This window comes from Pseudoxanthobacter sp. M-2 (assembly GCF_046156265.1).
In the GTDB taxonomy this organism is placed as follows: Bacteria; Pseudomonadota; Alphaproteobacteria; order Rhizobiales; family Segnochrobactraceae; genus CAMDHY01.
In genome coordinates this window covers 404,748-423,522 of the sequence record NZ_JAWDIR010000033.1, presented here as the reverse complement: position 1 = coordinate 423,522, position 18,775 = coordinate 404,748, and the positions used below count along the sequence as shown (strand labels likewise).

Here is an 18,775-nt window from a genome sequence, read left to right as displayed (position 1 = left end):
CTGCAGCCCGGACGCCCCCCATGACCGCCCTCCTCGCCCTCGTCGATCTCGCCGGCTATGTCGCGCTGCTGCTCTGGGGGGTGCACATGGTGCAGTCCGGGGTGGAGCGGGCGCTCGGGGCGGATTTGCGCAAGGTGCTGGCGGTCGGGCTCGGGACGCGGGCAAAGGCCTTCGCCGCCGGCCTCGGCGTCACCGCCATCCTGCAGTCGAGCACCGCCACCGGGCTCATCGTCTCGGGCTTCGCCGGCGCCGGCATGATCGACCTCGTGCCAGCGCTCGCCGCCATGCTCGGCGCCAATGTCGGCACGACGCTGATCGTGCAGCTCCTCACCTTCGACGTGATGGCGGTGGTGCCGCTGCTGTTCCTTGCCGGCGTCGTGCTGTTCCGCCGCGCCGGCACCAAGCGCCTGCACGATCTCGGCCGCGTCGCCATCGGGCTCGGCCTGGTGCTGATGGCGCTCGACCGCATGGTGGCGGCGATCACGCCGCTGGAGACCATGCCGGCGGTCGACGCGGCGATCGAGACCATCGGCGGCCACCCGCTTCTCGCGATGCTGGCGGCAGCATTGTTCACCTGGGTGGCGCATTCCAGCGTCGCCACGGTGCTGCTCATCGCCTCCCTCGCCACCAGCGGCATGGTGCCCCTCGAGGGGGCGCTCGCCATGGTGCTCGGCGCCAACCTCGGCACCGCCATCAACCCGGTGCTGGAGAGCCCGGGCGGGCGCGACCCGGCGGCGCGGCGCGTGCCCGTCGGCAACTTCCTCAACCGGCTGCTTGCCTGCCTCGTCGTGCTGCCGTTGCTGCCGCTGCTGGTGCCGGGCGTCAGTGATCTCGATCCCGACGCGGACCGCCGCATCGCCAACTTCCACACCGCCTTCAACCTCATCGCGGCGCTCGTCTTCTTCCCGCTGCTCGGACCGTTCGCGCGGCTCCTGGAGCGGCTGTTCCCGTCGCGGCCGGCGCCGGCCGACTCGACCGCCCCGAAGTTCCTCGATGCCGCGCTGATCGCGCTGCCGAGCGACGCGATCGGTGCAGCCGGGCGCGAGGGCGGCCGCATCGCCGAGGCACTGGCGCGGATGCTTGCCGCGCTGCCCGCCGCGGTCGCCGGCGACGCCGCGGCGGAGAAGACGGTGACGCGCGGCAGCGACATCGTCACCCGCCTCGCCGCCGCCACCCGCGACTATCTCGACCGCCTCGACCATGCCGAGTTCGCGCCGCGCGACCGCGCCCGGCTGATCGAGACGCTCGGCTTCGTCGGCAACCTCGACCGCGCCGGCGAGGCGGTGATGGACGCCTTCGGCTACGTCCGCCGCCGGCCAACGGTGCGCGCCGCCGTCGCCGCCGATCCGGCTGTGGTCGAGCTCGCCGGCCGCCTCGCCGACGGGGTCCGCGATGCCGCAGCCGCCTTCGCGGCCGAGGCGGCAGCACCGCCAGCATCCCTCATCGCCCTCGAGGTCGACCTCGGGGCGGCGGTGGTGCGGGCCGGCGAGCACCATTTCGCTACCCTGCAGACGGGGCAGGTGATGCCCGCCCAGGTGAGCGCCACCGTCGTCGACATCATCCGCGATTTCGACCGCGTCGCCGGCTACATCGCCGCAACGGTGGAGGATCCGCTGGCCGACCCCGAGCCGCAGGCGCCGGCCGGAGCCTGAGGACCGGCGCGCCCTGGCGGCGCGCCCCCGGCCGCCGTCAGGACCGGCACCAGCCGGCGCGGCGGCCGCCGTCGTAGGGGCGCGCCAGACCGGCGTCCACCAGGGCGGGACCAAGCGCCCGGCCGCTGCCGTCGGCGACGTCGGCGACGACGCGGCCGCCGTACTTGTCGGTCTCCACCGCGGCGAGCGAGACGGAGCCGCCAGCGACCAGCCCCGCGAGGGCGTCGCGCGCGGCGACGGCGCGCCGGCGCTCCTCCGGGCAGCGGCCGGCGAGTTCGGGCGCGTCGATGCCGCGCAGGCGCACGATCGTCGAGACCTCCAGCCCCAGCCAGACGTTCACCCGCACGGCCAGCGAATCGCCGTCGATCACCCGCTCGACCGTGGCCGCAAAGGGCCCGGACAGCCGCTCGCCCGCGCGGCCGGCGGGCGCCGCGGCGAGCAGCATCCCGGCGATCAGCAGCGCCTTGAGGGCCGCTGCCGGCGCGCGCCGCAGCTCCGGCAGCAAGGCAGGTCGCCCGGGAGTGATGTAGGAACAAATACGGAACATACGCTTCCATGGCAGGAATGCGTTCCTGCTGTCAAGCGCGCCCCTCGGGTGGACGTCGCAGCGTGAAGGCGGGTCGCACCCAACGACGGGAGGCTTCCGCCGGCGCGGCGAACGGGCGAGACTGCCGCCGCAGGGAATCAAACAATCCGAGGCGACGGCGCGATCGCCACGCCGGGGGAGTGATGGCCATGGCCGACAGCGAGATCGCCGCCTTCCGGGCCCTGATGGCCTCGCGGCCCCGGCCGCCGGACCTCGCCGGCCGGCGCGAGCGGCTCGATTCCTTCGGCACTCTCTACCCGCTGGAGGCGGGCGTGACGCTGACGCCGGTGACGGCGAACGGCGTGCCGGCGGAGTGGTCTGAGACGCCGGCAGCGGATGCGAAGCGGGCGATCCTCTACATGCACGGCGGCGCGTTCGTGGCGGGCTCGATCGCCAGCCACCGCCTGCTCGTCACCGCGCTTGGCCGCGCCGCCGGGGCGCGCACGCTCGCGATCGACTACCGGCGGGCGCCGGAGCATCCGTTCCCGGCCGCCCTCGACGACACCCTCGCCGCCTACCGCTTCCTGCTCGCCGAGGGCTTTGCGCCACACGACATCGCGATCGCCGGCGACAGCGCCGGCGGCGGGCTGACGATGGGGGCGCTGCTGGCTCTCCGCGACGCCGGCGAGCCGCTGCCGGGTGCCGCCTTCGTCATCGCGCCGTGGGTCGACCTCGCCTGCCGCGGCGAGACCTATGTCAGCAAGGCCGACATCGACCCGATCATCCAGCGGCCCTATCTGCTCGACGTGGCGGCGGACTACATCGCCGGCGCCGACCCGATCCCGCGGCTCGCCTCGCCGCTCGGCGGCGATTTCCGCGGCCTGCCGCCGGTGCTGATCCAGGTCGGCTCGGCGGAGACGCTGCTCGCGGATTCGGTCGCGCTCGCCGGCCAGCTCGGCGCGGCGGACGTGGCGGTGACGCTCGAGGTGTGGCCGGAGATGGTGCACGTCTGGCACCTGTTCCGCGGCCACCTGTCGGCCGGCGGACGGGCGCTGGAGCGCGCGGGGGCCTTCCTGCGCGGCGTCTGGGACGCCGGCTAGGCGGCCGCGCCGCCCGCAGGAAGGCCGCCGCCCTCAGGCGGCGGGGGCCATCGCGTACTGCTTGGTCTCGCGGAACTTCACGCCCGCGTGGCGCTCGCCGGTGAGGCGCAGGTTGATCTGCGAGGTGGCGAGGAACACCGGGTCGCCGTCGACGTCCTCGGCGATCGCGCCGCGCTCGGCCTCCATCAGCTTGTCGAGGGCAGACTTGTCGTCGGCGACGATCCAGCGGGCGAGGTCGTAGCGGCTCTTTTCCAGCCGCACCGGCAGGCCGTATTCGGCCGAGAGCCGCTCGACCAGCACGTCGAGCTGCAGCGGCCCGACGACGCCGACCAGCGGCTGCGAGCCGTCGACCGGGCGGAACACCTGCACGACGCCCTCCTCGGCGAGCTGCTGCAGCGCCTCGCGCAGCTTCTTCGCCTTCATCGCGTCCGACAGCAGCACGCGGCGCAGGATTTCCGGGGCGAAGCTCGGCAGGCCGGTGAAGGCGAGCGGCTCGCCCTCGGTCAGCGTGTCGCCGATCCGGAGCGTGCCGTGGTTGGGGATGCCGACGACGTCGCCGGCGAAGGCCTCTTCGGCGAGCGAGCGGTCCTGGGCGAAGAAGAACTGCGGCGTGTGCAGGCCGACCATCTTGCCGGTGCGCACGTGCAGCGCCTTCATGCCGCGCCGGAGCCGGCCCGAACAGACGCGCGCGAAGGCGATGCGGTCGCGGTGGTTCGGGTCCATGTTCGCCTGGATCTTGAAGACGAAGGCGCTCATGCCGGGGTCGGTCGCCGCCACGACGCGCCGGTCCGCCGGCTGGTCGCGTGGCGGCGGCGCGTCGGCGGCGAGCCGCTCGATCAGGTCGCGGACGCCGAAGTTCTTGATGGCCGAGCCGAACATCACCGGCGTCATGTGGCCCTCGCGGAACGACTGCAGGTCGAACGGCTTGCAGGCCATGTCGATCAGCTCGATGTCCTCGGCGAGCTGGGTGGCGCGCTCGTCGCCGACCTTGGCGGCGAGGTCCAGCGGCTCGAGCGGGTCGAGCGTCGTCTCGCCCTCGCCCGGCGCCATCAGGCGGGCCCGGCGGGTGGCGAGGTCGTAGGTGCCGACGAAGTCGCGGCCGCGGCCGATCGGCCACGTCACCGGCGTCGCGTCGAGCGCCAGCGTCTTCTCGATCTCGTCGATGAGCTCGAAGGGATCACGGCCCTCGCGGTCCATCTTGTTGATGAAGGTGACGATCGGGATGTCGCGCAGCCGGCAGACCTCGAACAGCTTGCGGGTGCGCGCCTCGATGCCCTTCGCCGCGTCGATCACCATGACGGCGGAATCGACCGCAGTGAGCGTGCGGTAGGTGTCCTCCGAGAAGTCCTCGTGGCCCGGCGTGTCGAGCAGGTTGAAGACGTGGCCTTCCACCTCGAAGGTCATCACCGAGGTGACGACCGAGATGCCGCGCGAGCGCTCGATCGACATCCAGTCGGAGCGGGTACGGCGGTTCTCGCCCTTGGCGCGCACCTGGCCGGCGAGCTGGATGGCGCCACCGTAGAGCAGCAGCTTCTCGGTCAGCGTCGTCTTGCCGGCGTCCGGGTGGGAGATGATGGCGAAGGTGCGCCGCCGGGCGATCTCGGCGGCGAGCGGCGAGACCCGCTCGTCGGCGGGCGCGGCGTCGGGGGAGAGCATCGGTCGGGCGTCCTGTGCGATGGCGAAGGCGGGCGCGCGGGCGCCGCCGGGTGTTGAGGGATGGCTACAGGGCGACGACGGGAAAGGGAAGGGTTTGGGGGTTGGGGCAGAGCGGTGCGAACGTCCCTCCCCTGCCAGGGGGAGGGACAGACCGCGAAGCGGTCAGGGTGGGGCCCGTGAAAATCACGGGTATGACCTCACCGACGTCTCTGTTCGGATTGACAGGCCCCACCCTGGCGACCTGCGGTCGCCTGTCCCTCCCCCTGGCAGGGGAGGGACGTGCCTCGCCAGCCGCCACCCGTCCTCACTCTCTCTGCCCCTCACCACCCTTGACGCCCGCCTTTCGGGCATGCCCAAATTCCCCTCACGCCGCCGCTGGCGGTCGAGGGGACAGGGCATGACGCATCCGGCCGCAGCGATCGACGACCGCCGATCGCCGGCCGCGCAGCCCCGCACCCTCGTCGAGGTGGCCGGGGTGACGAAGGCCTTCGGCAGCGGCCCCGGTTCGGTCGTCGCGCTCGCCGCCGTATCGCTGTCGATCTTCGAGAACGAGTTTTTCACCCTCCTCGGCCCCTCCGGCTGCGGAAAGACCACGCTCCTGCGCCTCGTCGCCGGCTTCGAGCACCCGAGCGCCGGCGTCATCCGCCTCGACGGCCGCGACCTCACCGAACTGCCGCCGCACAGGCGGCCGGTGAACACCGTCTTCCAGTCCTATGCGCTGTTCCCGCACATGAGCGTGGCCGAGAACGTCGCCTTCGGGCTCGAGCGGCTCGGTAAGCCGAGGGCCGAGATCACCGCGCGGGTCCGGCACGTGCTTTCGCTCGTCAAGCTCGAGGCGATGGCCGACCGGCGGCCGGCGCAGCTCTCCGGTGGCCAGCAGCAGCGCGTCGCGCTCGCCCGGGCGCTCGCGCCGGCGCCGCGCCTCCTCCTCCTCGACGAGCCGCTGTCGGCGCTGGACCAGAAGCTCCGCCGCGAGATGCAGGGCGAGTTGAAGCGCCTGCAGCGCGAGACCGGCGTCACCTTCGTGCTCGTCACCCACGACCAGGAGGAGGCGCTCGCGATGTCCGACCGCATCGCCGTGATGAGCACCGGCCGGGTGCTGCAGATCGGCGGGCCGGCGGAGATCTACGACCGACCGGCCACCCGCTTCGTCGCCGACTTCATCGGCGAGGCGAACCTCCTGCCGGGCGAGCTCGTCGGCCGGCCCGGCGGCACGGTCGCGATCCGCCCGGAGCGGGTGCAGCTTGTCCGCGCCGGCGAGGCCGGCGCGGCTGAGGGCCTGCCGGGTACCGTCACCACGATGACCTTCCTCGGCTCCGACGTGCTCTACGAGGTGACGCTCGCGGGCGGGACGGCGATCAAGGCGCGCCTGCGCGATGCCGCGCCGGGGGTCGAGGCCGGTTCGGCGGTGGTGGCGCGCTGGGCGAAGGAGGCCGAGCGGCCCGTCGCCGAGGACACGGCGGGGCCGCGCCCGTGACCGCTCCGGCGCGCGATCCTGGGACGGCGCGATGAGCGGCACGGCACGCGTCCGCACGCTGCCGCTGCTGGCGCCCGCGCTCGGCGTCATCCTCGTCTTCATGGTCGCGCCGATGCTGATCGCCGGCGCCTATTCCTTCCTCACCGCCGGGGCCTATGGCGGCGTCCGCCTGCCGGTGACGGGGGAGGCCTATGTCCGCTTCCTGTTCGAGCGCGACCTCGACGACAGCCTGATCTTCGACGACACCTACCTCGTCATCTTCGCCCGCTCGATTGCACTCGCCGCCGCAACGACGGTGCTCTCGGTGCTGATCGGCCTGCCGGTCGCCTGGTTCATGGCCTGCCGGGACAAGGCGACCCGCGACCTGCTGGTCCTCGCCATCACCATCCCGTTCTGGACCAACCTCCTGATCCGCACCTATTGCTGGGTGCTGATCCTGCGCGACCAGGGGCTCGTCAACGCGGCGCTGATCGGCACCGGCGTGACGAGCGAGCCGATCACCTTCCTCTATTCGAACGAGGCGATCCTGCTCGGGCTCGTCTACTCCTTCCTGCCGTTCATGGTGCTGCCGATCTACGCGACGCTCGAGCGCCTCGACCCGCGGCTGGTGGAGGCGGCGCACGATCTCTACGCCGGCCGCTGGGCCGCCTTCCGCTACGTCGTCTGGCCACTCGCGAAGGCCGGGGTCGCCGCCGGCACCATCCTCGTCTTCGTGCCGGCGCTCGGCGCCTTCCTGGCGCCGGACCTCCTCGGCGGCGGCCGCAAGCTGATGATCGGCAGTCTGATCCACCTGCAGTTCACCTCGTCGCGCAACTGGCCGTTCGGTGCGGCAGCCGCGATGATCCTGATGGCCTTCGTGCTGGTCGCGCTCGTCATCGCCGCGCGACGGCGGGCCGGGCAGGTGGCGCCATGAAGCGGGGAGCCAAGGGCTTCGACTGGCGGGCGACGCCGGGGCTCGGCACGTTGACGGTGCTGGTGCTGGTCTTCCTCTACGCACCCCTGGTGGTGCTCGTCGCGTATGCCTTCAATGCGTCGAACCTCGCGATGGTGTGGGGCGGCTTCTCGCTGCAGTGGTTCGAGAAGGCGCTCGCCAACTCCGACCTCCGCCGGGCCGGGTGGAACTCGATCACGGTGGCCGTCTCGGCGACGGTCGTGGCCACCGCGCTCGCCGTGCCGGCCGCGATCGCGCTCGAGCGCGGCCGCGCCTTCTTCGGCAAGCCGGCGGCGGAATCGCTGATGGCGCTGCCGCTGGTCGTGCCGGAGATCGTCACCGCGATCGCCACCCTCGTGTTCTTCTCGACGATCGGGCTCCGCCTCGGCATCGCCAACGTCGCGATCGCCCACATCGTTTTCTGCATCCCGTTCGCGCTGCTGCCGATCCGGGCGCGGCTGCGCGACATGCCGCGCGACGTCGAGGACGCCGCCCGCGACCTCTATGCCGACTGGCGCCAGGTCTTCCTGCGGGTGACACTGCCGCTGCTCATGCCCGGCATCGTCGCCGGCGCCATGCTCGCCTTCATCGTCTCGCTCGACGATTTCCTGATCACGCTGATGGTGGCGGAAGCCGGCTCGACGACCCTTCCCGTCTACCTCTACGGTATGCTCCGTCTCGGCGTGACGCCGGAGGCCAATGCGGCGGCGACGCTGCTGCTCGCCCTTTCCGTGGGTGTGGTGCTCGCCGCCTATCTGGTGATGCGGCGGGGCGGCAGGGTGGGCCACTGACGGCGACCCGCACGGGCAAGGCGCACGCGGCGCGACAGGGAATTCGAACGCAGCGAAGTTCGGACGCAACGATGATCCATAGGATGGGGAACGGCACCATGAAGTCCAAAACCCTGAACCGAAAGACCCTGAAGGGCACGGCGCTCGCCTTTGCCCTGACGCTCGCCGCCGGCACCGCGCGCGCCGAGGGCGATCTCTTCATCTACAACTGGACCGACTACACGTCGCCGGAGCTGATCGCGAAGTTCGAGAAGGAGACCGGCATCAAGGTGACGCTGGACACCTACGATTCGAACGAGACGCTCCTCGCCAAGCTGAAGTCGGGCTCGGCCGGCTACGACATCGCCGTCGTCTCCTCCGACTTCGTGCCGATCTTTTCGAGCGAAGGCCTCGTCGAGAAGATCGATGCGCCCACCCTCGCGGGCTTCTCCAACCTCGATCCGCGCTGGGTGAAGCCGGTGTGGGATCCTGAGAACGCCTATTCGATCCCGTGGAACTGGGGCACGACCTCCTATTCGGTGAACACCGACGCCTACAAGGGCCCGACCGACAGCCTGTCGGTGCTGTTCGAGCCGCCGCCGGAGCTCGCCGGCAAGGTCGGCATGTTCAACTCGCCCTCCGAGGTGATGAGCCTCGCCCAGGTCTATCTCGACATGCCGCCCTGCCAGACCGACACGGCCAACATGAAGAAGGTCCAGGACCTCCTCACCGCCCAGGCGCCGGCGGTGAAGCTCTATAATTCCGACGGCATCATCGAGCGCCAGGCGACCGGGGAGACCGTCGTCCACCAGCAGTGGAACGGCGCGGCGATGCGCTCGCGCGAGCTCAATCCGGCGGTGAAGTACGTCTATCCGAAGGAGGGCGTCGTCGGCTGGATGGACAACGTCGTGGTGCCCACCGGCGCCAAGAACCCGGAGAACGCCCGCAAGTTCGTGAGCTTCATCATGCAGCCGGAGAACATGGCGCTGCAGTCGAACTTCACCAAGTATTCCAACGCGGTGGTGGGCAGCGAAGAGTTCTTCGAAGCCTCGATGAAGGACGCGCCGGAGCTGTCGCCGCCGGCCGACCTCAAGGTGGTGTTCACGCCCGCCTGCTCCGAGGAGGCGATCCAGCTGATGGACCGCGTCTGGACGCGCCTGAAGAAATGAGGCGCGGCGCCGGCCAAGGGTGATCCCTCACCGGCGCATCCCCACCACCTGCCGCCCCACGGGGCGGCCGTCCTCTCCCGCTCCGCGGGGGAGGAGACCCTTTTCCTGTGAGAGGCGTGCGTTTCCATGAAGACGATCTATTCCACCGCCCATCTCGGCCACACCGGCTACTTCGAGGTCGCCGGCGGCGTGATGACGCCGGGCTTCGAGAAGCCGGTCCGGGCGGAATACATCCGCGCCCGCGTCGAGGCGGTGGCGCTCGGCCCGATCCTGCCACCCGATCCGCACGGCCTCGCCGCAGCGCACCGGGTCCACGATGCCGGCTATCTCGAGTTCCTGTCGCGGGCGTGGGAGATGTGGGCGGCGACCGACCGCCACACCGCGGCGCTGCCGATGTGCTGGCCGGTGCCGGGCCTCCGGCGCGACGTGCCGCCGGCCTGCATCGACGGCCTGCTCGGCTACTATTCGCTGGACGCCGGCGCGCCGATCGTCGCCGGAACGTGGGCCGCGGTCCAAGGCTCGCTCGACTGCGCGCTGACAGCGGCGACCCTCGTCAAGGAGGGCGAGCGCTCGGCCTTCGCCCTCTGCCGGCCGCCCGGCCACCACGCCGGGTCCGCCTTCATGGGCGGCTACTGCTTCATCAACAACGCGGCCGTGGCGGCGCAGTGGTTCAGCGACCAGGGGGCGGCCCGCGTCGCCGTGCTCGACGTCGACTATCACCACGGCAACGGCACCCAGGAGATCTTCTACGACCGCGCCGACGTGATGGTGCTGAACATCCACGGCGACCCGCTGACCGAGTACCCGTTCTTCCTCGGCCACGCCGACGAGCGTGGCGCCGGCGCCGGCGAGGGCTTCAACGTCAACTATCCCCTCCCCTTCGGCACCACCTACGCCGCCTGGGGCGCGGCGCTGGACGACGCCTGCAACAAGGTCGCGGCCTACGCGCCGGACGTGGTGGTGGTGTCGCTCGGCGTCGACACCTTCGAGAAGGACCCGATCAGCCACTTCAAGCTCCGGACGGAGGACTATCCGCGCATGGGCGCCCGCATCGCCGCCCTCGGGCTGCCGACGCTCTTCGTCATGGAGGGCGGCTACGCGGTGGCCGAGATCGGCGTCAACGCCGTCGGCGTGCTCGCCGGCTTCGAGGACCGCTGATGGCGCGCACGGTCACCGGTCGTCACGTCACCCTCGGCGTCGTGCAGTTCGCCTGCACGGACGACATCGCCGAGAACGTCGCCACCGCCGAGCGGCTGGTGCGGGCGGCCGCCGCCGCGGGCGCCAACGTCGTGCTCGTGCAGGAACTGTTCGAGGGCCTCTATTTCTGCTGCGAGCAGCGGCCGGGCGAGTTCGCCCGCGCCCGCCCGCTCGACGGCCACCCGACGGTCGCGCATTTCGCAAAGCTCGCCGCCGAACTCGGCGTGGTGATCCCGGTCAGTGTCTTCGAGAAGGCGAACCGAGCCTACTTCAACTCGGTCGTGCTCCTCGACGCCGACGGGCGCGAGGCCGGGCGCTACCGCAAGAGCCACATCCCGGACGGCGTCGGCTACCAGGAGAAGTACTACTTCAGCCCCGGCGATACCGGCTTCCGGGCCTTCGACACCCGCTTCGGCCGGATCGGCATCGGCATCTGCTGGGACCAGTGGTTCCCGGAAGCAGCCAGGGCGATGGCGCTGAAGGGGGCGGAGCTCATCCTCTATCCGACCGCGATTGGTTCCGAGCCGCCGGACCCCACGATCGACAGCCGCGACCACTGGCAGATGGTGATGCGCGGCCACGCGGCGGCAAACCTCACACCCATCGCGGCGGCGAACCGCGTCGGCAGCGAGCGCGGGCCCGACGGCACAGAGATCACCTTCTACGGCTCGTCCTTCATCGCCGGCCCCACCGGCGAGATGCTCGCCTGCGCCGAGCGCAGCGGCGAGGCGGTGCTGACGGCGACCTTCGACCTCGATGCCATCGCCGCCCAGCGCGCCGGCTGGGGCCTCTTCCGCGACCGCCGCCCCGACCTCTACGCCCCGCTGATGACCCTCGACGGCGGCTGAGCGCCGGCCGCATCGGCTCCATCCTCCAGCGCCGCCGCCTCGGCCGCGTCGATGTAGCCGAACGCCGAGAGGCCGGGCGCCAGGGCGCGATGCGCGCTGGCGACGGCGCGCGGATCCTCGCGGCGCCACGCGTCGGCACGGCTCGAGGCCTCGAAGATGCCGTTGAGCTTGCGGGTCGGCAGGCCGAGGCGGTCGAGCACGGCGCGGCGGGCGTCGCCGTCGGCCCCGCACAGGTCCTCGTAGCGAAGGCGCAGATAGCGGGGGCCGAGCACCGCCTCGCCGTAGCGGGCGAGGCCGAGATTGACGCGCGTCCAGGTGGCGGCGATCGCGACCGCCGGATCGGCCTCATGGGCGAGGCCGGTGAGCAGGCCGGAGAAGCGCCGGGCCTGGTTGTCGTTCTTCGACGACAGCATGTCCCGGCCGTCGCGGACCAGATGGACGAAAACGAGATCCGGGAAGCGCTCGGCGATCACCGGCAGCACGAACACCGTGCGCGGGCACTTCCAGCCCCAGCGCGGCTTGCCCTCGTGTTGGAGGCTGGCGCGCATCGCTTCAAGCGTCGTCGTGAGATGGTCCGACATCGGCCGGCGCAGGCTTTCGGGCAGGTCCTCGGCGCGGTAGTCGACCCGGCGGATGGCCGTCAGCACCGGTTCTACCCATTGGCGGAGGAATTCCGTGAAGCGGCGACAGTCGTTGGCCACGGTGCGGTCGCGCGGCAGGTCGACTCCGTTGCGGTATAGAAACTCCGCCAGCGCCCGGGTGCCCGATCCCCCCGACCCGCCGACGATGATCGGCCGATTGTCCGTGTCTCCCATAGTCCCGTTCGCCCCGGCAGCCGTCCCGGTCGGTCGGATTGCGGCGCCCCCGCCGTGCTGTCAAGCCGGCCGATGTGGCTTGCGCGCCGCACGCCGTCGGGAAAAGCTGGTGCGAGACCGACCAACGGCGCCCGGGAGACGTCAGGTGAAGCGTTCCGAGATCAACCGCATCCTGGAGGAGGCCGAAGCCTTCTTCGACCGCCACGGCCAGAAGCTGCCGCCGTTCGCCTGGTGGACACCGGACGAATGGCGGAAGCGCCGCGGCGAGGCCGGGCGGCTGCTATCCGGCCGGCTCGGCTGGGACGTCACCGATTACGGCCGCGGCGACTTCGGCAAGTGCGGCCTGCTGCTGTTCACCGTCCGCAACGGCAGCCTGTCCGACCTCAAGGCCGGCGGCGGCCGCGTCTACGCCGAGAAGGCGATGATCGTCCGCGACAGCCAACTGACGCCGATGCACACCCACGTCACCAAGACCGAGGACATCATCAACCGCGGTGGCGGCACGCTCGCCATCAAGCTGATGGGCAGCGACGCCGCCGGCCGGGTCGACCGCGCTGTGCCGGTCACGGTCGAGACCGATGGCTTCGAGCGGCGGCTGTCCGGCGGCGACATCATCCGCCTCGGCCCGGGCGAGAGCGTCACGCTTGTTCCCGGCGTCTGGCACGCCTTCTGGGGCGAGGGCGGCGACGTCTTCGTCGGCGAGGTCTCGACCGTCAACGACGACGTGACGGACAACGTCTTCGCCGAACCCGTCGCCCGCTTCCCGTTGATCGAGGAGGACGTGCCCTCCCGGCGCCTGCTGGTCAGCGAGTATGGGGTGCTGGGCGCTGCCTGAGTGCTTGTGATGTTATTTTCTGATACTAGATTGTTATGAGCCTCGCTGGTCGACATCGTGCGACCCTCTCGGCGATCTTTGCGGAGCCTGTCCGCGCGGATGTCGCATGGCGCGATGTCGAGGCCCTTCTCATCGCGCTCGGAGGCGAGGTTACGGAAGGCCGTGGGTCGCGAATGCGCGTCGCGCTAAAGGGCGTGAGAGCGGTTTTTCATCGACCGCATCCACGTAAGGAGACGGACAAGGGCGCGCTGAAATCGGTGCGCCGCTTCCTCGCGGAGGCAGGGATCAAGCCATGAACACCATGAACTACAAAGGCTACGAGGCGATCTTCGAGTTCGATGCCGATGCAGGGTGCTTCCATGGCGAACTCGTCGGTCTGCGGGATGTGGTGACCTTTGAGGGCCGTTCGGTCGAGGAATTGCAGGCTGCGTTGGCCGACAGCGTCGACGACTATCTCGACTTCTGTGCCTCCCGAGGCGAAGCGCCTGAGCGTCCGTTCTCCGGTCGCTTCGTTGTCCGCACCGAGCCCGACCTGCACCGTGCAGCGGCAGTCGCCGCCAAACGTGACGGCGTCAGTCTCAACAAATGGGTGGCGAAAGCACTGCAGCAGGCGCTCGGCTAAGAACCTCCGTCCGTCATCGCCGGGGCGAGCCGGGTGATGACGGCGCGGATGGAGCGGGCGCGGTAAGGTGATCCACCCTCCCCTGGAGGGGGAGGGTGGCAGAGCATTGACCCAGCAAAAATTGCCTTCGGGGTGGTGCCAGCCGGTCGATTGACCGCGGGTAGTTTCGGAAAATCCCGACCCCCCTACCCCACCGCCTCCGCCACCCGCACCTCCACGCCGGCTTCCGCGACAAGCCCCACCGCGGCCGGATCCGGGGTGCCGGCGGTCAGGACCATGTCGATCTCCTCGAAGGGGCAGAAGCGGACCAGCGAAGTCTGCGAGAACTTCGACGCGTCGGCGACGATGATCGAGCGGTGCGAGGCGGCGATGATCGCCTGCTTCAGCCCGGCATCCGGCAGGCTCATGCACATGATGCCGAGCGACGGGTCGATGCCGTTGCAGCCGACGAAGCCGATCGCGGCACGGATGCGCTCGAGCACCAGCGTCGACAGGGGCTCCACCAGCGAATGCTGTTGCGGCCGGAGCGCCCCGCCGGTGACGATCACCTGGATGCGCGGGATCGCCCTCTCCAGCGCCAGCGCGACGTTGAGGCCGGCGGTGAAGACCGTGAGATCGGTGAGGTCGGTGCGGTCGGCGAGCGCATGCGCGATCTCCATCGTCGTCGTGCCGGCGTCGAGGATGACACTGTCGCCGTCCGACAGCATCGCCACGGCGGCGGCGGCGATCGCCTTCTTCTCGGCGAGCCGGTCTGTGCTGCGCGCCTCGTAGCGAAGCTCCGGCACCGTCTGCAGCACGCGCATGACGCCGCCGCGCACGCGTCTCAGGCCGCCGTCGCGGGCGAGCGCGTCGACGTCGGAGCGGATCGTCACCTCGGAGACGCCGAGTTGGCGGGAGAGGTCCTGGATGCGCACGAAGTCGCGCGCCCGGACCAGCGACAGGATGCGCTGGCGGCGCTCGCCGGACGCGAGGGTGTCGCCGGCCCCGCCCGCCGGCAACGGCTCGCTGCGTTGCGCTTCGCTCATCGGGCGCCCCTCCAGGTTTTCGTTATTGAAAGCCACTCTCTACCCATTCGCAAGGGAGCGAAAGGGGTCGGATGTGCTGCAATGCGGCAGAATCCCTGACGCTTCGCAGCATTCTCTGAATCCGTCTCGACAAGCAGCTTTCGATATGCAAACTTCGAAACGACAAGAAGAGCGGTTGAGCCATCGGCCGGCCGCCACCGAGGAAAACAAGCGAGGGTAGCATGTCCGGCATCGGCGTGCGTCTCGGGCGTCTGTTCCGCAAGGACACCGGACGCTCGTTCATGGTGGCTTTCGACCGGACGCTGCTGGAGGGCCCGAGCCCCCACGCCGACGACGCATCGGCCACACTCGACCGCATCCTGTCGACACGGCCCGAGGCGGTGCTGATCGGACCGGGACTCATCAAGCACTGCGGCGAGAAGTTCGGCTTCGCCGGGGCGCCGTCGATCGTCGCCCGCATCGACTATCCGATGGTCGCCGAGTTCCGGAAGGCCGGCACCGAGCTCTATCGCATGGTGCTCGACCCCGAGCACGCCGCGAAGCTCGGCGCCGACGCGGCGGTGATGTGCCTGATCGACGGCTTCGAGGACCCGGAATACGCGGCGGAGAACATCTCCGCGGTGGCGGAGGCGGCGCGGCGCTGCCACGATGTCGGCCTGCCGCTGATCGTCGAAGCGGTGCTCTGGGGCGGCCGCAACGCCGACCAGAAGGATGCCGAGCGGCTGGCGGTGACGAGCCGCATCGCCGCCGAGCTCGGCGCCGACGCGATCAAGACGCAGTATCCCGGCAGCGAAGAGGGCATGCGGCGCATCGCCGGCTCCTGCCCCGTGCCGGTGCTGGTGCTCGGTGGCGCCACCCAGGACGGCGCCGCGGTCGAGACTTTCACCCGCGGCGCTATTGCCGGCGGCGCCCGCGGTGTCATCTTCGGACGGAACGTCTGGCAGCGCGAAGACGTCGCCGAAGTCGCGGCGATGCTGCACCGCCTCGTTCACGCTTAAGTCGCGTACGCCTAACCGAAGGCGCCCCCCGGCGCGCACGGTCCGATCCCTAGGGATCGAGGGGTCGAGGGTTCGATTCATGGCCGACTTCTTCCTGGGCATCGACGCCGGAGGCACCGCGGTGAAGGCCGCGGTGTTCTCCGCGTCGGGCGAGGAAGTCGGCGTGGCCGCCCGCACCCCGCGCTTCCTATCGCCGCACGCCGGCCATGCCGAGCGCGACCCCGAGGAGATGTGGCGCCACGTCGGCGAAGCGGTGCCACGGGCGCTGGCGAGCGCCGGCGTCACCGCCGACGACATCGCCGTCGTCGGCGTCACCGGCTTCGGCAACGGGCTATTCCTGGTCGATGGCGCCGGCCGTCCCACCACCAATGGCATCCTCGCCTCCGACATCCGCGCCGCCGGCATCTGCGACGAGTGGGTCGGGGAGGGCCTCGGCGCCGAGCACCTCGCCCGCACCGGGCAGACGCTGTGGCCGGGCAAGCCGGCGCCGATCCTGGCCTGGCTCGGCCGTCACCGGCCGGAGGTGCTGCAGGCCTCCGCCGCGGCGCTGATGTGCAAGGACTTCCTGCGCCTGCGGCTCACCGGCGAACTCGCCGCCGAGGTCACCGACCAGTCGACCGGCTCGCTCGTCGGGCTCGACCGCACCTATGCGACGGGCCTGATGGGCGACCTCGGCCTCGGCGGCAGCGTGCGGCTGCTGCCACCCCTGCTCGAGCCACTGACGGTCGCCGGCACGGTCACGGCGAAGGCCGCGGCCGAGACGGGGCTCCGGGCGGGCACCCCCGTAACCGCCGGCTGCTGCGACAACCTCGCGGTGATGTACGGCACCGGCGCCGTCGACGAGGACCGCATCGTCGTGATGTCGGGCACGTGGGGCCTGCACCAGGCGTTCCTGCCGGCGCCCGTCACCGATGGCAGCGTGCTGATCTGCTCGCACGGGCTGCAGCCCGGCGAGTGGCTGGCGATCGAGGGCAGCCCGACGTCCGCGAGTTCGCTCGAGTGGTTCATCGAGGCCTTCCTGAAGCCCGTCGCCGGCGACGCGGCCGATCTGCACGGCTTCTGCAACCGCCTCGTCGCCGAGGCGCCCGAGGACGGGCCGCCGGTCTATTTCCTGCCGTTCCTCAATGGCGCCATCGACAACTCGGCGGCGCGCGGCAGCTTCCTCGGCTTTTCGAGCTGGCATCGCCTCGGCCATGCCGTCCGCGCGCTCTACGAGGGCGTCGCCTTCGAGCATCGCCGCCACCTCGAGCGCCTGCTGTCTGTGCGCGAGCCACCGGTGGCGGTGCGCTTCGCCGGCGGCGCGGCGAAGAGCAAGGCGTGGTCGGAGATCTTCGCGGCCTCCCTCGGCCTGACGCTGGAAGTGCCGGCTGGCAGCGAGTTCGGCGCGCGCGGCGCGGCGCTGGTCGCCGGAGCCGTCATCGGCCGCTTCGCCAGCCCCGCCGCCGCGGCCGCCGACACCCGCATCGACCGCCTGATCGCCCCCGATCCGGTGCTGCGGGCGAAGCTCGACCGCCGCTACGCCGCCTATCGCACCCTGATCGACACCCTCGCCCCCGCCTGGAAGGAGGTCGCACCATGACGGCCACCGAGGATCCGCGTCTCGCTCCCGCCTCCGCCGGCGTGCCGGTGCTCGAGATGCGCGACATCTCGAAGACGTTTCCGGGCGTGAAGGCGCTGTCGGGCGTCTCCTTCGCGGCCTATGGCGGCGAGATCCACGCACTGATGGGCGAGAACGGCGCCGGCAAGTCGACCCTGATGAAGATCCTGTCGGGCGCCTACCAGGCCGATCCCGGCGGCGAGATCTGGATCGGCGGCCAGAAGGCGGTGATCGACGGCCCGCTCGCCGGCCGCCGCAACGGCATCGCCATCATCTACCAGGAGCTGGCGCTCTCCCCGAACCTCACGGTCGCCGAGAATATGTTCCTCGGCGAGGAGATGTCGAAGAACGGCCTGATCGATCGCAAGGCGATGGCGGCGGCCGCCGCGCCGGTGCTCGCCCGCCTCGACGCGCCCTTCCTGCCGACCACCAAGGTCGGCGACCTGTCCATCGCCGAGCGCCAGCTCGTCGAGATCGCCCGCGCCGTGGCGGCGCGCTCGCGCATCCTCGTCATGGACGAGCCGACCACCTCGCTGTCGACCCACGAGACCGAGCGGCTGTTCGCGGTGATCCGGCAGCTGAAGTCGGAAGGCATCGCCATCATCTACATCAGCCACCGGATGGGCGAGGTCTACGAACTCTCCGACCGCGTCAGCGTGCTGCGCGACGGCGCCTACATCGGCACCCTCGAGCGGGCCGAGATCAGCGCCGAGAAGCTGGTGCGGATGATGGTCGGGCGCGAGCTCTCGTCCTTCTTCGCCAAGGAGCACCGCGCCCCGCCGCACGACCGGGCGGTGCTGATGAAGGTCGAGAACGTCGGCGACGGCCGGCGCATCCACGACTGTTCCTTCGAGGTGTGGGCGGGGGAGGTCGTCGGCCTCTCCGGGCTCGTCGGCTCCGGCCGCACCGAGCTCGCGCGCCTCGTCTGCGGCGCCGACCGCAAGACGACCGGCCGCGTCTTCATCGACGGCAGCGAGCGCCGGATCGACGGGCCGCTCGACGCCGTCGACGCCGGCCTCGTCTACCTGACCGAGGACCGCAAGGCGCTCGGCGTCTTCCTGGACATGACGATCCGCGAGAACATCAACCTTGAGGTGATCGCCCGCGACGCCCGGCCGGGCGGCTTCCTCAACGGCAAGAGCGCCCGCGAGCGCGCCGATGCGGCGATGAAGGCGCTGTCGATCCGGGCGCCGCACACTGGCCTCAACGTCGGGGCGCTGTCGGGTGGCAACCAGCAGAAGGTGCTGCTGTCGCGGCTGCTCGAGACGAAGCCGAAGGTGCTGATCCTCGACGAGCCGACGCGCGGCATCGACATCGGCGCGAAATCGGAGATCTACCGGCTGATCGATGCGCTGGCCCGTGCCGGCAACGGCATCGTGGTGATCTCGAGCGAACTCCCGGAGATCCTCGGTACCTGCGACCGCGTGCTCGTCATGCGCGACGGCACCATCGCCGGCGAGGTCACGGGCACGCCGGAGGCGCCGATCACCCAGGAGGCGATCATGGCGGTGGCGACAGGGGCGGACGTGCAGCGGGCGGCGTGAGGCGAGGAATAAC

At 70.9% G+C, this 18,775-nt stretch carries 18 protein-coding genes; 14 read left to right on the top strand and 4 right to left on the bottom strand.

Annotated features, from left to right (window positions below; translation table 11 throughout):
• Positions 1 to 20 precede the first annotated feature (20 nt).
• Entirely contained in the window at positions 21 to 1,652 is a 1,632-nt protein-coding gene (locus RUR49_RS17075; RefSeq protein ID WP_409147586.1) for a Na/Pi cotransporter family protein, read from the top strand.
• 37 nt (positions 1,653 to 1,689) lie between these two features.
• Here the strand turns inward: RUR49_RS17075 and RUR49_RS17070 are convergent, their stop codons facing one another.
• Positions 1,690 to 2,157: a thermonuclease family protein gene (locus tag RUR49_RS17070; RefSeq protein ID WP_409147585.1), complete on the bottom strand. Its 468-nt coding sequence runs from the start codon at positions 2,155 to 2,157 to the stop codon at positions 1,690 to 1,692.
• A gap of 230 nt (positions 2,158 to 2,387) precedes the next feature.
• On the opposite strand from RUR49_RS17070, the gene RUR49_RS17065 reads away from it, so the two are divergent.
• Positions 2,388 to 3,278 carry an alpha/beta hydrolase gene (locus RUR49_RS17065; RefSeq protein WP_409147584.1) on the top strand — a complete coding sequence of 297 codons (891 nt, stop codon included), beginning with the start codon at positions 2,388 to 2,390 and terminating at the stop codon, positions 3,276 to 3,278.
• A gap of 33 nt (positions 3,279 to 3,311) precedes the next feature.
• On the opposite strand, the gene RUR49_RS17060 is transcribed toward RUR49_RS17065, so the two are convergent.
• On the bottom strand, positions 3,312 to 4,934 hold the full coding sequence (locus RUR49_RS17060; protein WP_409147583.1) for a peptide chain release factor 3: 1,623 nt from the start codon (positions 4,932 to 4,934) through the stop codon (positions 3,312 to 3,314).
• Between the two features lie 397 nt (positions 4,935 to 5,331).
• On the opposite strand from RUR49_RS17060, the gene RUR49_RS17055 reads away from it, so the two are divergent.
• The 6 genes from RUR49_RS17055 to aguB all read left to right on the top strand — a co-directional run bounded on the left by RUR49_RS17055 (position 5,332) and on the right by aguB (position 11,326).
• Positions 5,332 to 6,411, top strand: a complete 1,080-nt coding sequence (locus tag RUR49_RS17055; RefSeq protein WP_409147582.1) for an ABC transporter ATP-binding protein — start codon at positions 5,332 to 5,334, stop codon at positions 6,409 to 6,411.
• Between the two features lie 31 nt (positions 6,412 to 6,442).
• Entirely contained in the window at positions 6,443 to 7,324 is an 882-nt protein-coding gene (locus RUR49_RS17050; protein ID WP_409147581.1) for an ABC transporter permease, read from the top strand.
• Positions 7,321 to 8,133, top strand: a complete 813-nt coding sequence (locus tag RUR49_RS17045; RefSeq protein WP_409147580.1) for an ABC transporter permease — start codon at positions 7,321 to 7,323, stop codon at positions 8,131 to 8,133. The genes RUR49_RS17050 and RUR49_RS17045 overlap by 4 nt, the downstream gene beginning before the upstream one ends.
• Before the next feature lie 98 nt (positions 8,134 to 8,231).
• Positions 8,232 to 9,281 carry an extracellular solute-binding protein gene (locus RUR49_RS17040; protein WP_409147579.1) on the top strand — a complete coding sequence of 350 codons (1,050 nt, stop codon included), beginning with the start codon at positions 8,232 to 8,234 and terminating at the stop codon, positions 9,279 to 9,281.
• Between the two features lie 126 nt (positions 9,282 to 9,407).
• A complete protein-coding gene (locus tag RUR49_RS17035) occupies positions 9,408 to 10,439 on the top strand; it encodes a histone deacetylase family protein (RefSeq protein ID WP_409147578.1) in 1,032 nt (343 codons plus the stop codon).
• Positions 10,439 to 11,326 carry an N-carbamoylputrescine amidase gene (gene aguB / locus RUR49_RS17030; protein WP_409147577.1) on the top strand — a complete coding sequence of 296 codons (888 nt, stop codon included), beginning with the start codon at positions 10,439 to 10,441 and terminating at the stop codon, positions 11,324 to 11,326. Before RUR49_RS17035 ends, aguB begins: the two co-directional genes overlap by 1 nt.
• Here aguB and RUR49_RS17025 read toward each other — a convergent pair.
• Complete coding sequence (locus RUR49_RS17025) at positions 11,293 to 12,141, bottom strand: sulfotransferase (RefSeq protein WP_409147576.1); 849 nt, start codon at positions 12,139 to 12,141, stop codon at positions 11,293 to 11,295. The two genes, aguB and RUR49_RS17025, sit on opposite strands and share 34 nt — an antisense overlap.
• A 145-nt stretch (positions 12,142 to 12,286) precedes the next feature.
• On the opposite strand from RUR49_RS17025, the gene RUR49_RS17020 reads away from it, so the two are divergent.
• From RUR49_RS17020 to RUR49_RS17010, 3 genes are read left to right on the top strand one after another with little or no spacing between them, the layout of a single operon-like run.
• On the top strand, positions 12,287 to 12,976 hold the full coding sequence (locus RUR49_RS17020; RefSeq protein ID WP_409147575.1) for a D-lyxose/D-mannose family sugar isomerase: 690 nt from the start codon (positions 12,287 to 12,289) through the stop codon (positions 12,974 to 12,976).
• A 35-nt stretch (positions 12,977 to 13,011) separates the two neighbouring features.
• On the top strand, positions 13,012 to 13,272 hold the full coding sequence (locus RUR49_RS17015) for a type II toxin-antitoxin system HicA family toxin (protein ID WP_409147574.1): 261 nt from the start codon (positions 13,012 to 13,014) through the stop codon (positions 13,270 to 13,272).
• Positions 13,269 to 13,598: a type II toxin-antitoxin system HicB family antitoxin gene (locus tag RUR49_RS17010; RefSeq protein ID WP_409147573.1), complete on the top strand. Its 330-nt coding sequence runs from the start codon at positions 13,269 to 13,271 to the stop codon at positions 13,596 to 13,598. The genes RUR49_RS17015 and RUR49_RS17010 overlap by 4 nt, the downstream gene beginning before the upstream one ends.
• A gap of 185 nt (positions 13,599 to 13,783) precedes the next feature.
• Here the strand turns inward: RUR49_RS17010 and RUR49_RS17005 are convergent, their stop codons facing one another.
• The gene (locus RUR49_RS17005) at positions 13,784 to 14,623 is read right to left on the bottom strand and encodes a DeoR/GlpR family DNA-binding transcription regulator (protein WP_409147572.1); all 840 of its coding nucleotides are present in this window, start codon (positions 14,621 to 14,623) and stop codon (positions 13,784 to 13,786) included.
• Positions 14,624 to 14,844: 221 nt separating this feature from the next.
• On the opposite strand from RUR49_RS17005, the gene RUR49_RS17000 reads away from it, so the two are divergent.
• From RUR49_RS17000 to RUR49_RS16990, 3 genes are all read left to right on the top strand, one after another.
• The gene (locus tag RUR49_RS17000; protein WP_409147571.1) at positions 14,845 to 15,621 is read left to right on the top strand and encodes a class I fructose-bisphosphate aldolase; all 777 of its coding nucleotides are present in this window, start codon (positions 14,845 to 14,847) and stop codon (positions 15,619 to 15,621) included.
• Between the two features lie 79 nt (positions 15,622 to 15,700).
• A complete protein-coding gene (locus RUR49_RS16995) occupies positions 15,701 to 17,200 on the top strand; it encodes an FGGY-family carbohydrate kinase (protein ID WP_409147570.1) in 1,500 nt (499 codons plus the stop codon).
• Positions 17,197 to 18,762: a sugar ABC transporter ATP-binding protein gene (locus RUR49_RS16990; protein ID WP_409147569.1), complete on the top strand. Its 1,566-nt coding sequence runs from the start codon at positions 17,197 to 17,199 to the stop codon at positions 18,760 to 18,762. The genes RUR49_RS16995 and RUR49_RS16990 overlap by 4 nt, the downstream gene beginning before the upstream one ends.
• Positions 18,763 to 18,775: the final 13 nt, after the last annotated feature.

Coding starts and splice junctions, on each gene's coding strand:
- RUR49_RS17075 (WP_409147586.1), top strand. CDS start 21: ATGACCGCCCTCCTCGCCCTCGTCGATCTCGCCGGCTATGTCGCGCTG.
- RUR49_RS17065 (WP_409147584.1), top strand. CDS start 2,388: ATGGCCGACAGCGAGATCGCCGCCTTCCGGGCCCTGATGGCCTCGCGG.
- RUR49_RS17060 (WP_409147583.1), bottom strand. CDS start 4,934: ATGCTCTCCCCCGACGCCGCGCCCGCCGACGAGCGGGTCTCGCCGCTC.
- RUR49_RS17055 (WP_409147582.1), top strand. CDS start 5,332: ATGACGCATCCGGCCGCAGCGATCGACGACCGCCGATCGCCGGCCGCG.
- RUR49_RS17050 (WP_409147581.1), top strand. CDS start 6,443: ATGAGCGGCACGGCACGCGTCCGCACGCTGCCGCTGCTGGCGCCCGCG.
- RUR49_RS17045 (WP_409147580.1), top strand. CDS start 7,321: ATGAAGCGGGGAGCCAAGGGCTTCGACTGGCGGGCGACGCCGGGGCTC.
- RUR49_RS17040 (WP_409147579.1), top strand. CDS start 8,232: ATGAAGTCCAAAACCCTGAACCGAAAGACCCTGAAGGGCACGGCGCTC.
- RUR49_RS17035 (WP_409147578.1), top strand. CDS start 9,408: ATGAAGACGATCTATTCCACCGCCCATCTCGGCCACACCGGCTACTTC.
- aguB (WP_409147577.1), top strand. CDS start 10,439: ATGGCGCGCACGGTCACCGGTCGTCACGTCACCCTCGGCGTCGTGCAG.
- RUR49_RS17025 (WP_409147576.1), bottom strand. CDS start 12,141: ATGGGAGACACGGACAATCGGCCGATCATCGTCGGCGGGTCGGGGGGA.
- RUR49_RS17015 (WP_409147574.1), top strand. CDS start 13,012: ATGAGCCTCGCTGGTCGACATCGTGCGACCCTCTCGGCGATCTTTGCG.
- RUR49_RS17010 (WP_409147573.1), top strand. CDS start 13,269: ATGAACACCATGAACTACAAAGGCTACGAGGCGATCTTCGAGTTCGAT.
- RUR49_RS17005 (WP_409147572.1), bottom strand. CDS start 14,623: ATGAGCGAAGCGCAACGCAGCGAGCCGTTGCCGGCGGGCGGGGCCGGC.
- RUR49_RS17000 (WP_409147571.1), top strand. CDS start 14,845: ATGTCCGGCATCGGCGTGCGTCTCGGGCGTCTGTTCCGCAAGGACACC.
- RUR49_RS16995 (WP_409147570.1), top strand. CDS start 15,701: ATGGCCGACTTCTTCCTGGGCATCGACGCCGGAGGCACCGCGGTGAAG.
- RUR49_RS16990 (WP_409147569.1), top strand. CDS start 17,197: ATGACGGCCACCGAGGATCCGCGTCTCGCTCCCGCCTCCGCCGGCGTG.